Raw genomic sequence first — 11713 nt, forward strand, 5'->3', positions numbered from 1 at the left:
TCACCACCTACATGTTATTCCATGAGACTTTTATACAATTTCTTATAAGCAAGAGCTGACTTCTCCCAACTATAATCTTCCGTCATCGCTTGCTTTACAAGCTGCTCCCATACCGGTTTATCATGATAAAATTCAATTGCACGAAGAACTGTGTGCAACATGTCATGTGCATTAAAGTTCGTGAAACTGAAACCATTTCCTTCTCCAGTTTCTTCATCATAAGATTGTACCGTATCATTTAATCCGCCTGTTTCTCTTACAATTGGAATCGTACCGTAAGCTAATGCGATAAGTTGTCCAAGTCCACACGGTTCAAACAGTGATGGCATTAAAAATAAATCACTTCCCGCATATACTTGGTGAGCTAATTCTTCATTAAAGCCGATATACACTTTTACCTTCTCAGGATACTCGTATGCCATCCACTCAAAGAATTGCTCATATTCCGAATCACCTGATCCTAAAATAATACATTGTACATCTTCCTCCATTATTTCACGGAATACAGTACGTACTAAATCAAGACCTTTTTGCTTCGTTAATCTCGTTACCATTGAAATAATCGGCGTATCTTCTTTTTCTGGCAAACCGAAATAACGCTGCAAGGCGCGTTTATTTTCATTCTTTTCCTCTAATGACTCTGCATCGTACTGAGCAGTAATATACGAATCCGTTTCTGGATTATATACGCTCGTATCAATTCCATTTACAATGCCGCTAAGCTTATCATTATATTTTCGTAACAACCCATCTAACTTCTCACCGAAAAATTCATATTGAATTTCTTCTTTATATGTCGGGCTAACCGCTGTAATTTGATCAGAAGCGATAATACCGCCCTTCATAAAGTTCACATTTCCATAAAACTCTAACTGCTCACTATGGAAATATTCATCACCAAGTTCTAACAAGTCGTACATCACTTCAGGAGGAAATACACCTTGGAACTGCAAGTTATGAATTGTATATACCGTTTTAATATGCTCATATAATGGGTTATCTTGATACTTTTCACGTAGTAAAAAATTAACCATAGCTGTATGCCAATCGTGGCTATGAAGAACATCCACTTCGAAATCAAGATGCGGAATACACTCTAAAACTGCTTTCGAAAAATAAGAAAAACGCTCTCCATCATCATAATGACCATACAGAGAATCCCTCTTAAAATAATACTCATTATCTATTAAGTAATACGTAATCCCGTCTTGCTCACCTTTTAAAATTCCACAATATTGATTTCTCCACCCAAGCGGGACGTTAATTACTTTATGTAACGTACATCCATCTCTTAACTTTTGCGGAATGAGACTATAATTCGGAAGTATAATACGAACGTCCACTCCTAATTTTTTCAGCTCTTTTGGGAGCGCACCCGCTACATCAGCTAATCCTCCCGATTTCACAAACGGTACACATTCTGATACTGCAAATAAAATATTCACTTGTTGTCCCACTGCGCGAAAAGTTTTTATTACTCCTCTTGCAGCTTCCTCCCTTCGAGTTTTCATTTGAATTAAAACTTTAATCAGTGGAGGAAGACCCCCACTGATTCTTTTAAGAATAACTATTAATCGTACTGTTTTGAACGCTTCCTTTTTCTACAACGTATGGCTCATCGGCGTTTCCTTTTAGTACAACACCGTCACCAATTTTCACGTCTTTATCAATAATAACACCGTCTATTATACAGTTATCTCCAATTTGGCTCTTTTGCATAATAATACTGTTACGAATAATTGAACCTTTTCCAATTTTAACTGAACGGGAAACAACACTGTTTTCGACTTCCCCTTCAATAATACTACCGTTTGCAATCATTGTATTTTTCACGACTGCACCCTTTAGATAACGAGTTGGTGGCTCATCTTTTACTTTCGTAAAGATCGGTGCTTCTTTCTTAAATAATTGCTTCCAAATAGCAGGTTGCAAAATTTCTAAGCTATGTTTATAGTAACTTTCAATCGAGTCAATAATTGCTACATATCCAGTATGTTCATATGTAGCAATGTGTAATGATTTCCCGCGCTTTTCTCTCACTACATCAAATAAACTGTATTGTTCCACATCTTTATATGACTCAAATAAGTCTAACAATAATTGTTTCTTTAACACATATGTTTGAAGCGAAACCCCTTCATGGCAAACTTCCGTAATATCAGCTGCCGTATGTATATGTCGCTCTAACACCGCTTGAAAATTTAATGCTGTTACGAGATGGCTATTCGTAATAACAACGTACTCTTCTCTGCTTCTTAGAAAATAATCAATATGTCTTCTAAAGTGTGCAAAAGACCCAAATTCATCTTGGTCACATTGGCAGTTTGGCGGGAATAAAAATAGTCCGTCTCGTTTTCTATCTAAATCCCACTGTTTTCCTGAACCAACATGGTCCATTAACGAACGATTTTTATGGCTTGTAAAAACTGCCACACTATGAATACTAGAATTCACCATATTTGAAAGCATGAAATCAATGAGTCGATAACGGCCCCCAAACGGTAACGCCGCTAGTGAACGATGCCCTGTTACTTTCTTTAAGGAAGGAAAACTTCCCGTTGCATTAATAATTCCTAACATTTTTTCTCCCATTCATTTCATCCCCCTTTTCTATTTCCCTTCAGCAATTAATACTACATCGTCAACATTCTTTTCTGGACGAATGATTGTTCCATCTTCGATAACCATTTCTGATCCAACAATCGCTCTTTCAATCACAACATTTTTACCAATCTTAGCCCCTGGCATAACGACAGAATCAATCACCATACTTCCTTCTTCCACCGTCACTCCTTGGAATAACACAGAATGCTTCACGTCCCCTTCAATGACGCACCCTTCGTTAATAAGCGATTCTTCTACTTTCGCCTTTTCAGCAATATATTGAGGCGGTTCGTTTGGATTGACAGAGTAAATACGCCAATTACGATCATTTAAATTCAGTGATGTTTCATCGCGAAGCAAATCCATATTCGCTTCCCATAAGCTCTTCACCGTTCCAACATCTTTCCAATATCCTTCAAACGGATACGCCATTAGCTTCTTCCCTTCATCCAATAAAAGCGGAAGTACGTCTTTTCCGAAATCGTTACTAGATTCAGGGTTTCTTGCATCCATCTCTAAATACTCTTTCAAAATTGACCAATTAAAAATATAGATTCCCATTGATGCAAGATTACTTCTTGGAAATTGCGGTTTCTCTTCAAACTCAACAATCTCCATTTCTTCATTTGTGTTCATAATGCCAAAGCGACTTGCTTCATCCCAAGGTACTTCAATAACAGAAATGGATACGTCCGATTCTTTCTCAATATGGTAATCTAGCATCTTACTGTAATCCATTTTATAAATATGGTCGCCTGATAAAATGAGAACATACTCCGGTTCATACTGACTTAAATAGTTTAAGTTTTGATAAATGGCACTTGCCGTACCTGTATACCACTTAACCCCTGAAGACTCCGCATAAGGAGGTAACACTGTGACCCCACCGTTTACTCGGTCTAAATCCCACGCATTTCCGATTCCGATATAATTATGAAGTTCGAGTGGTTGATATTGCGTTAAAATCCCAACCGTTTCAATACCAGAATTCGCACAGTTACTTAGCGTAAAATCAATAATGCGATATTTACCACCAAATGGAACAGCTGGCTTGGCTAAATTCTTTGTTAATGCACTTAAACGACTACCTTTTCCCCCTGCTAGTAACATTGCTACGCACTTTTGTTTTTGAGCCATCTTGTTTTTTGCTCCCCTTTCTCGTCTTCACTGGTCGTAATATGGATACGCCAAATGGTGGAATTGTAATTTCTACATGTGCTGCTTGATTATGAAACGGTTCTTGAATCGCCTTCAGACGTTTCTTATTTACTTGCCCTGACCCGCCATATTGCTCAGCATCACTATTTAAAATCTCGTTATAATACTCGAAATCTGGTACACCTACTTTATAGTTTTCATATGTAGCTTTCGTAAAATTACATACGATAACTAATGCATCTTCTTGTTTATCCCCTTGGCGGATAAACGAGAAAATACTTTGCTCGTTATTATTAGCATCAATCCACTGAAAACCTTCAGGCGAATGATCAAGCTGCCAAAGTGGTTTTGAGCGCTTATACAATGCTATGAGCTCTTTAAAGTAATCATGCATATAACGATGCATTTCAAAATCATGTAAATTCCAATCTAAATCTTCAAGGTCTTTCCACTCATCAAACTGCCCGAATTCTCCTCCCATGAAAAGTAATTTCTTTCCTGGGTGAGTAAAGAAATATCCATATAACAAACGAAGCTGAGCAAACTTATCCCAGTAATCACCTGGCATTTTATTTAATAACGACTTTTTCCCATGAACGACTTCATCATGAGAAAGGGGTAATATGAAGTTTTCAGAGTAAGCATATAGTAAAGAGAACGTCATTTTCTCATGAATATATTTTCTGTACTCTGGCGCACACTCCATATATTTCAGCACGTCATTCATCCAGCCCATATTCCATTTGTAATTGAATCCAAGCCCACCTTCATACGTTGGTGCTGTTACAAGTGGCCAAGCTGTTGAATCCTCTGCCGTCATAAGAAAATCTTCATCCTCTGCAAACACTGCTTCATTTAACTCCCGTAAAAATGACACAGCGTACTCATTACTTTGCTCTTGTCCTTCTTTATTCCAGTACAACATGTTCGCAACTGCATCTACTCTGAAACCATCAATATGGAAATATCTCATCCAAAATAACGCATTTGAAATTAAGAAATTACGTACCTCTCTCTTTCCTAAATCAAAATTGACAGTTCCCCATACTAGATTTTCTTGTACATCTTTATCTTTATATTCATAGGTCGGTGTGCCATCAAACAAATATAAACCGTGAGCATCTTTACAAAAATGCCCCGGTACCCAATCTAAAATGACACCGATTCCATATTTATGACATTCGTCGACAAAATACATTAAATCATGCGGTGTACCAAATCTACTCGTCGCTGCATAATATCCCGTTCCTTGATATCCCCAAGAACGATCATATGGATGCTCAACAAGCGGCATAATTTCAATATGTGTAAATTGATGTTCCACCACATACGGAATGAGTTCTTCTGCCATTTCCCTGTAAGAATATAGTGTTCCATCTTCTTTCTTTTTCCAAGAACCAAAATGTAATTCATAAACTGTCATCGCTTCTTTATAAATCGGTTTTTTCTTTTTCTTACGATTCCAGTTTTTATCATTCCATTCATATCCTTTTATATCAAAAACTACAGATGCCGTATTCGGTCTTACTTCTGCATATATAGCATACGGATCTGCCTTTAAAATGACGTCACCAGCCAACGTTTCAATCGCATATTTATATATTTCTCCTTCTTCAATATGCGGTATAAATAAGGACCAAATGCCTTCTTCTGTCACTTGTAGCATCTTATGTTGCTCATAATCCCACTCATTAAAATCTCCAACAACACTCATTGCTTTCGCATGAGGAGCCCAGACTGTAAATCGTACCCCTTGAATCTCATCTTCCGTCACAACATGTGCGCCAAAGATGTTATAACTTTCATAGTACTTTTCTGTATGAAACTCATCTCGTTTCACTTCTTCACAATTTATTACACTCAATATGCTCACCTCACTTAGATGACAGAATTTTTTATACTTTAACTATTTCTGCGAAAAACTGCAATATCCTTGTTAATTTATAAAAAACATTCGTTTTTTTCTTAAAAATGTTAGTTTTTCTTCACATTTCCGTGTAAAATATCGAATTTTGACGAATATTCATTGAAAACGCTTTATTATTCTTCTATATTTTTACCAATTATTTTTTCTCAACCTTTATTTTATTATGTTTATCCTATTTTTCATGCTATTTTCCACTCAAAATCAAAACAAAATAATCTGTCATAAAAAAATGTTTCTCAATATTTTTTGTCACAATGTTATTGAAATGCGAAATTTAATCCTGCTTTTGAAAAGCTACTTTCCGAAAAAGGAGTAACCGCAAAAGTAAATGAACCGAAATTAGAGGCAGGTTCTGTTACAGTTGGCGGCGCTATCGATGACAAAAACTTTGCTGGATTAGATGGTGATTTCCCGTTCATTGATGTAACTTTCAAAGTAGAAAATGATGAATTTTATGAAGCAAACGCTCAATTAGAGTCACCAATTTTTGTTTACTGGAAACAAGGTGAATCAGAACCAAATAGAATGCGTGTACTTCAAGATCAAACATTCTCAGTTATGTCCTTAAACTCACTAGTAGAAGGAAATATTAAACCTGGTGCGTTCTTAAATGAACGCGAATATTTAGATGAAAAGTTCGATTATACAAAGCTTGGCGTAAAAGTATATGCGACTGATTCTTACCGTCATAAGTTTGAAGGCTCACTAGATAAATACGGATACTTCAAACTAAATGGACTTCCAGTTAATAAACGCGACTATAACTTATATGTAGAGGTGCCAGGACATTTAACAAGCCGCATAACAACGAAACTTGGTACTGAAAAAGACGGTAAGCTGCTTGGCCAATATTATTATGCAAGACCTGACGAAAACCTTGCCGGCGATGTAAATGCTGATAAAGTAATCGATATTAAAGATGCTGAAATTATCGCTAGCAACTATGGTAAAAAAGGACTAACTGTAAAAGACGGAGACCTTAATAAAGATGGTATTGTCGACGAAAAAGATATTCGCTTCGTTGAAAGGAACTTCTTGAAAAAAGGTCCAGATGCATCTAAATCACAAACACCTGTAGAAAAATCCAAAAGCGGTACACTGGCAGATATTTTAAAGAAATTAGGATTAACACCTAAAAAATAATAAAATGAAACTTTAATCAGTGGGTTTTTACTGCCCGGCAAATAGCGGAATAATAAAGAGCACTCTACGTAAAATAGAGTGCTCTTTTCTATAAACGACCCTTATCCAGCAAAAGGGGTATATTGGGGATATACAAGGGAAACCGGAAAAGGAATTTATATTAAATTATATAAGTTCAGAGGTAAGAAGCAGTTTCCCACCTCTGAATTATTTAGCAATTATTATAGTACTGGTGCCATTGTTTCTTTTAATACTTTTACAGAATGAGCGAATTTCGCTTTTTCCTCTTCATTTAGCTCAAGTTCTACGATTTCACGTACACCTTCGCGGTTAATTACAGCTGGAACACCTACGTAAGCATCTTTCTCGCCGTATTGACCTTCAAGGTATGCAGATACAGTTAATACGCTGTTCTCGTTGTTTAAGATTGCTTTAGTTACACGAAGTAGTGACATACCGATTCCGTAGTAAGTTGCACCTTTACGCTCGATGATATGGTAAGCTGCATCACGTACGTTTTCGAAGATTTTGTCTAAGTCTTCTTGTTTGTACTGTTCGTTGTTAGCTAAGATTGTTTCTAATTTTTGTACACCGATAGTAGCGTGGCTCCATACTGGAAGTTCAGTGTCACCGTGTTCACCAACGATGTAAGCATGAACGTTACGTGGATCTACATCTAAGTAGTCACCTAACATGTAACGGAAACGAGCAGAGTCTAAAGTAGTACCAGAACCAATTACGCGCTCTTTTGGTAGACCAGATTCTTTCCAAGTTACGTAAGTTAAAATATCAACTGGGTTAGTTGCGATTAAGAAGATTCCATCGAATCCGCTATCCATAATGCCGCGAACGATTTGTTTAAAGATCTTTGTATTTTTCTCAACTAAGTCTAAACGAGTTTCACCTGGCTTTTGTGGTAATCCAGCAGTGATAACTACTAAATCTGCATCTTTACAATCTGCATAGCTACCGCTCCAAACTTTTGTTGGTGATGGAGAGAATGGTACCGCATGGCTTAAGTCCATTGCTTCCCCTTCTGCTTTTGCTTCATTAACATCTACTAATACGAATTCTTCAGCTACACCTTGGTTGATCATTGAGTAAGCGTAACTACAACCTACAGCTCCTGTTCCTACTAATACTACACGATTGATACCTTTTTTCATGGTAATTTCCCCTCTCTATTGTTCACATATATTTTTTTATGATTGTTTAAGTAATTAATTAAAATACTAATTTAATGTTGTTTAACTTCTTTACATTCATATTGTAGCACGTATTATTGTGAATTACTTCACAAATTATGACCTATTTGTGAACTTTTTCACATAGAGTGTAAAGTTATTGGAACAGGTGTGGAATCCATTTCAATGGAGGCGTTTTCTTTAGATTGTGAAAGGGTTTTTCTTGTGTTTTTCATCGGTAAGTGAAATTATATCGGCGATTTTTAGAATATATCGACCGTAACTCCAAATATATCAGCGATTATTAAAATTTATCGATCGTAACTCAAATTATATCAGCGATTTTTGCAATATATCGACTTACCGACAAAACTCGACAATACTGACAACATAAAAAAGCTGTCTTCAGTAGATCACACCTGTTGAGAGAAAGCAGCTTCTTCTATATATTATTTATTTTCATCGGTTTCTCCAAGTGTAGGAGGCTATAGCCATACAGCTGGGGTAAAAGTTCAACTTGAGGTATCATTTATTAGATAGATAGTTCCTTCATATTCATACAGGCCCAAATAAACAACATGATTGTATTTACGGCTCTATATACCCAACTGCAACAGCCCATACTTCATATTTCTTCTATTGCATAAAAGATGCAGACTATCCAAAGTCCACCTTTATACAACAAAAAAGAGATAGCAGATTATGCTATCTCTTTTAGTATGACCCGTACGGGATTCGAACCCGTGTTACCGCCGTGAAAGGGCGGTGTCTTAACCACTTGACCAACGGGCCAATTCTGGCAGAGAAGAAGGGATTCGAACCCTCGCACCGCGTTCGCGATCTACTCCCTTAGCAGGGGAGCCCCTTGAGCCACTTGGGTACTTCTCTATAAATATGGCTCCGCAGGTAGGACTCGAACCTACGACCGATCGGTTAACAGCCGATAGCTCTACCACTGAGCTACTGCGGAACAATTATGGTGGGCCTAAATGGACTCGAACCATCGACCTCACGCTTATCAGGCGTGCGCTCTAACCAGCTGAGCTATAGGCCCATAATTGAAAAGCGGGTGAAGAGAATCGAACTCTCGACCAGAGCTTGGAAGGCTCTTGTTTTACCACTAAACTACACCCGCATTAAATTGTAAATGGTGAGCCATGAAGGACTCGAACCTTCGACCCTCTGATTAAAAGTCAGATGCTCTACCAACTGAGCTAATGGCTCATTTTGAAAGTGGTGCCGACTAGAGGACTTGAACCCCCAACCTACTGATTACAAGTCAGTTGCTCTACCAATTGAGCTAAGTCGGCTCGTGATTTCAAAATGGTGGCTCGGGACGGAATCGAACCGCCGACACGAGGATTTTCAGTCCTCTGCTCTACCGACTGAGCTACCGAGCCTTTATGTAAAAAATGGCGGTCCCGACCGGGGTCGAACCGGCGATCTCCTGCGTGACAGGCAGGCATGTTAACCACTACACCACGGGACCATTTGGTTGCGGGGACAGGATTTGAACCTGCGACCTTCGGGTTATGAGCCCGACGAGCTACCGTGCTGCTCCACCCCGCGATGATAAAATATTCACTTTAGAAAAAATGGAGGAGGTAGAGGGATTCGAACCCCCGCGCGACTCTCGCCGCCTGTCGGTTTTCAAGACCGATCCCTTCAGCCGAACTTGGGTATACCTCCGAGATATATACGTCTAATGGTGGACCTTGTAGGACTCGAACCTACGACCGGACGGTTATGAGCCGTCTGCTCTAACCAGCTGAGCTAAAGGTCCTTTATGGTAGCGGCGGAGGGGATCGAACCCCCGACCTCACGGGTATGAACCGTACGCTCTAGCCAGCTGAGCTACACCGCCATAAATGTTATTAATATAAGTGGAGCCTAGCGGGATCGAACCGCTGACCTCCTGCGTGCAAGGCAGGCGCTCTCCCAGCTGAGCTAAGGCCCCATGTTTTTTGGGAATATCGGGAAGACAGGATTTGAACCTGCGACCCCCTGGTCCCAAACCAGGTGCTCTACCAAGCTGAGCCACTTCCCGTTAATAAAAGCGCGCCCGAGAGGAGTCGAACCCCTAACCTCTTGATCCGTAGTCAAACGCTCTATCCAATTGAGCTACGGGCGCATATGGTGCCGAGGGCGGGGGTCGAACCCGCACGGTGGTCACCCACCGCAGGATTTTAAGTCCTGTGCGTCTGCCTGTTCCGCCACCCCGGCATGTCATATTGAAAATTGGAGCGGAAGACGGGATTCGAACCCGCGACCCCAACCTTGGCAAGGTTGTATTCTACCACTGAACTACTTCCGCAAGACATGTATGAGTTATTTAATTAAAAGTGCGGGTGAAGGGAGTCGAACCCCCACGCCAAAGGCGCCAGATCCTAAGTCTGGTGCGTCTGCCAATTCCGCCACACCCGCATATTAATTTATTTAAGAAAAATGGGGCGACTGATGGGAATCGAACCCACGAATGCCGGAGCCACAATCCGGTGCGTTAACCACTTCGCCACAACCGCCATGATTTCTGGTGCCGACTAGAGGACTTGAACCCCCAACCTACTGATTACAAGTCAGTTGCTCTACCAATTGAGCTAAGTCGGCTAAATGGTGGAGGATGACGGGATCGAACCGCCGACCCCCTGCTTGTAAGGCAGGTGCTCTCCCAGCTGAGCTAATCCTCCATTTGCCTGGCAACGTCCTACTCTCACAGGGACAAGGTCCCAACTACCATCGGCGCTAGAGAGCTTAACTTCCGTGTTCGGTATGGGAACGGGTGTGACCTCTCTGCCATCATTACCAGACTGTATTCATTTAAGACAAGAATTATTTTAACTCATTTACTTTTGAAAGTCAACAAGTTTTTTATATTCTTTCAAAACTAGATAACATCGCTTCATATTATATGGTTAAGTCCTCGATCTATTAGTATTCGTCAGCTCCACATGTCACCATGCTTCCACCTCGAACCTATCAACCTGATCATCTTTCAGGGATCTTACTAGCTTACGCTATGGGAAATCTCATCTTGAGGGGGGCTTCATGCTTAGATGCTTTCAGCACTTATCCCTTCCGCACATAGCTACCCAGCTATGCCCTTGGCAGAACAACTGGTACACCAGCGGTGCGTCCATCCCGGTCCTCTCGTACTAAGGACAGCTCCTCTCAAATTTCCTACGCCCACGACGGATAGGGACCGAACTGTCTCACGACGTTCTGAACCCAGCTCGCGTACCGCTTTAATGGGCGAACAGCCCAACCCTTGGGACCGACTACAGCCCCAGGATGCGATGAGCCGACATCGAGGTGCCAAACCTCCCCGTCGATGTGGACTCTTGGGGGAGATAAGCCTGTTATCCCCGGGGTAGCTTTTATCCGTTGAGCGATGGCCCTTCCATGCGGAACCACCGGATCACTAAGCCCGACTTTCGTCCCTGCTCGACTTGTAGGTCTCGCAGTCAAGCTCCCTTATGCCTTTGCACTCTACGAATGATTTCCAACCATTCTGAGGGAACCTTTGGGCGCCTCCGTTACACTTTAGGAGGCGACCGCCCCAGTCAAACTGCCCACCTGACACTGTCTCCCGGGTCGATAAGACCCGTAGGTTAGAATTTCAATACAGTCAGGGCGGTATCCCACCAGCGCCTCCACCGAAGCTAGCGCTCCGGTTTCAATGGCTCCCGCCTATCCTGTA

General features: G+C 40.5%; 5 protein-coding genes, 22 tRNA genes, 2 rRNA genes and 2 pseudogenes (1 of these 31 cut by a window edge). 2 read left to right on the forward strand and 29 right to left on the reverse strand.

Translation table 11 applies throughout. From position 1 onward, the window contains the following. Positions 1-14 precede the first annotated feature (14 nt). The 4 genes from glgA to glgB form a co-directional block, all read right to left on the reverse strand. Entirely contained in the window at positions 15-1445 is a 1431-nt protein-coding gene (gene glgA, locus MHB52_RS25145) for a glycogen synthase GlgA (protein WP_033683981.1), read from the reverse strand. 112 nt (positions 1446-1557) lie between these two features. Then, positions 1558-2592, reverse strand: a complete 1035-nt coding sequence (glgD, locus tag MHB52_RS25150; RefSeq protein WP_000504163.1) for a glucose-1-phosphate adenylyltransferase subunit GlgD — start codon at positions 2590-2592, stop codon at positions 1558-1560. Positions 2593-2610: 18 nt separating this feature from the next. Then, complete coding sequence (gene glgC / locus MHB52_RS25155) at positions 2611-3741, reverse strand: glucose-1-phosphate adenylyltransferase (RefSeq protein ID WP_000057604.1); 1131 nt, start codon at positions 3739-3741, stop codon at positions 2611-2613. After that, positions 3689-5626 carry a 1,4-alpha-glucan branching protein GlgB gene (gene glgB / locus MHB52_RS25160; protein ID WP_000111397.1) on the reverse strand — a complete coding sequence of 646 codons (1938 nt, stop codon included), beginning with the start codon at positions 5624-5626 and terminating at the stop codon, positions 3689-3691. The genes glgC and glgB overlap by 53 nt, the downstream gene beginning before the upstream one ends. 327 nt (positions 5627-5953) lie before the next feature. On the opposite strand from glgB, the pseudogene MHB52_RS25165 reads away from it, so the two are divergent. Beyond that, a pseudogene (locus MHB52_RS25165) lies at positions 5954-6832 on the forward strand (dockerin type I domain-containing protein); the annotation flags it as partial. Positions 6833-7053: 221 nt separating this feature from the next. Here MHB52_RS25165 and MHB52_RS25170 read toward each other — a convergent pair. After that, a complete protein-coding gene (locus tag MHB52_RS25170) occupies positions 7054-7998 on the reverse strand; it encodes an L-lactate dehydrogenase (protein WP_000715339.1) in 945 nt (314 codons plus the stop codon). Between the two features lie 471 nt (positions 7999-8469). Here MHB52_RS25170 and MHB52_RS25175 point away from each other — a divergent pair. Further along, a pseudogene (locus tag MHB52_RS25175) lies at positions 8470-8636 on the forward strand (IS4 family transposase); the annotation flags it as partial. Positions 8637-8736: 100 nt separating this feature from the next. Here the strand turns inward: MHB52_RS25175 and MHB52_RS25180 are convergent. The 24 genes from MHB52_RS25180 to MHB52_RS25295 all read right to left on the reverse strand — a co-directional run. After that, positions 8737-8808 (reverse strand) — tRNA-Glu (locus MHB52_RS25180). Between the two features lie 5 nt (positions 8809-8813). Then, positions 8814-8904, reverse strand: a tRNA-Ser gene (locus MHB52_RS25185). Between the two features lie 7 nt (positions 8905-8911). Then, a tRNA-Asn gene (locus tag MHB52_RS25190) sits at positions 8912-8986 on the reverse strand. Positions 8987-8993: 7 nt separating this feature from the next. Then, a tRNA-Ile gene (locus MHB52_RS25195) sits at positions 8994-9070 on the reverse strand. A gap of 10 nt (positions 9071-9080) precedes the next feature. Beyond that, positions 9081-9151, reverse strand: a tRNA-Gly gene (locus MHB52_RS25200). A gap of 13 nt (positions 9152-9164) precedes the next feature. Beyond that, positions 9165-9240 (reverse strand) — tRNA-Lys (locus MHB52_RS25205). 10 nt (positions 9241-9250) lie between these two features. Then, positions 9251-9326, reverse strand: a tRNA-Thr gene (locus MHB52_RS25210). A 14-nt stretch (positions 9327-9340) separates the two neighbouring features. Further along, positions 9341-9416: transfer RNA gene (locus tag MHB52_RS25215), tRNA-Phe, on the reverse strand. 13 nt (positions 9417-9429) lie between these two features. Then, positions 9430-9505, reverse strand: a tRNA-Asp gene (locus MHB52_RS25220). A gap of 3 nt (positions 9506-9508) precedes the next feature. Then, positions 9509-9585: transfer RNA gene (locus MHB52_RS25225), tRNA-Met, on the reverse strand. 27 nt (positions 9586-9612) lie between these two features. Further along, positions 9613-9705: transfer RNA gene (locus MHB52_RS25230), tRNA-Ser, on the reverse strand. Between the two features lie 17 nt (positions 9706-9722). Beyond that, positions 9723-9799, reverse strand: a tRNA-Ile gene (locus MHB52_RS25235). A gap of 4 nt (positions 9800-9803) precedes the next feature. After that, positions 9804-9880 (reverse strand) — tRNA-Met (locus tag MHB52_RS25240). A 20-nt stretch (positions 9881-9900) separates the two neighbouring features. Further along, a tRNA-Ala gene (locus MHB52_RS25245) sits at positions 9901-9973 on the reverse strand. Between the two features lie 16 nt (positions 9974-9989). Continuing rightward, positions 9990-10063 (reverse strand) — tRNA-Pro (locus MHB52_RS25250). A 10-nt stretch (positions 10064-10073) separates the two neighbouring features. Further along, positions 10074-10147: transfer RNA gene (locus MHB52_RS25255), tRNA-Arg, on the reverse strand. A 3-nt stretch (positions 10148-10150) separates the two neighbouring features. After that, positions 10151-10239, reverse strand: a tRNA-Leu gene (locus tag MHB52_RS25260). A 16-nt stretch (positions 10240-10255) separates the two neighbouring features. Further along, a tRNA-Gly gene (locus MHB52_RS25265) sits at positions 10256-10330 on the reverse strand. A gap of 29 nt (positions 10331-10359) precedes the next feature. Further along, positions 10360-10440, reverse strand: a tRNA-Leu gene (locus MHB52_RS25270). Between the two features lie 22 nt (positions 10441-10462). After that, positions 10463-10538 (reverse strand) — tRNA-His (locus tag MHB52_RS25275). 9 nt (positions 10539-10547) lie between these two features. Further along, positions 10548-10623 (reverse strand) — tRNA-Thr (locus MHB52_RS25280). Between the two features lie 4 nt (positions 10624-10627). Then, positions 10628-10703, reverse strand: a tRNA-Val gene (locus MHB52_RS25285). 4 nt (positions 10704-10707) lie between these two features. Further along, positions 10708-10823: ribosomal RNA gene (gene rrf / locus MHB52_RS25290) — 5S ribosomal RNA — on the reverse strand. Between the two features lie 101 nt (positions 10824-10924). Then, positions 10925-11713, reverse strand: a 23S ribosomal RNA gene (locus MHB52_RS25295); it runs 2134 nt beyond the window's last position.

The sequence above is a fragment of the Bacillus sp. FSL K6-0073 genome (assembly GCF_038006085.1).
GTDB classification, from domain to species: Bacteria; Bacillota; Bacilli; order Bacillales; family Bacillaceae_G; genus Bacillus_A; species Bacillus_A cereus.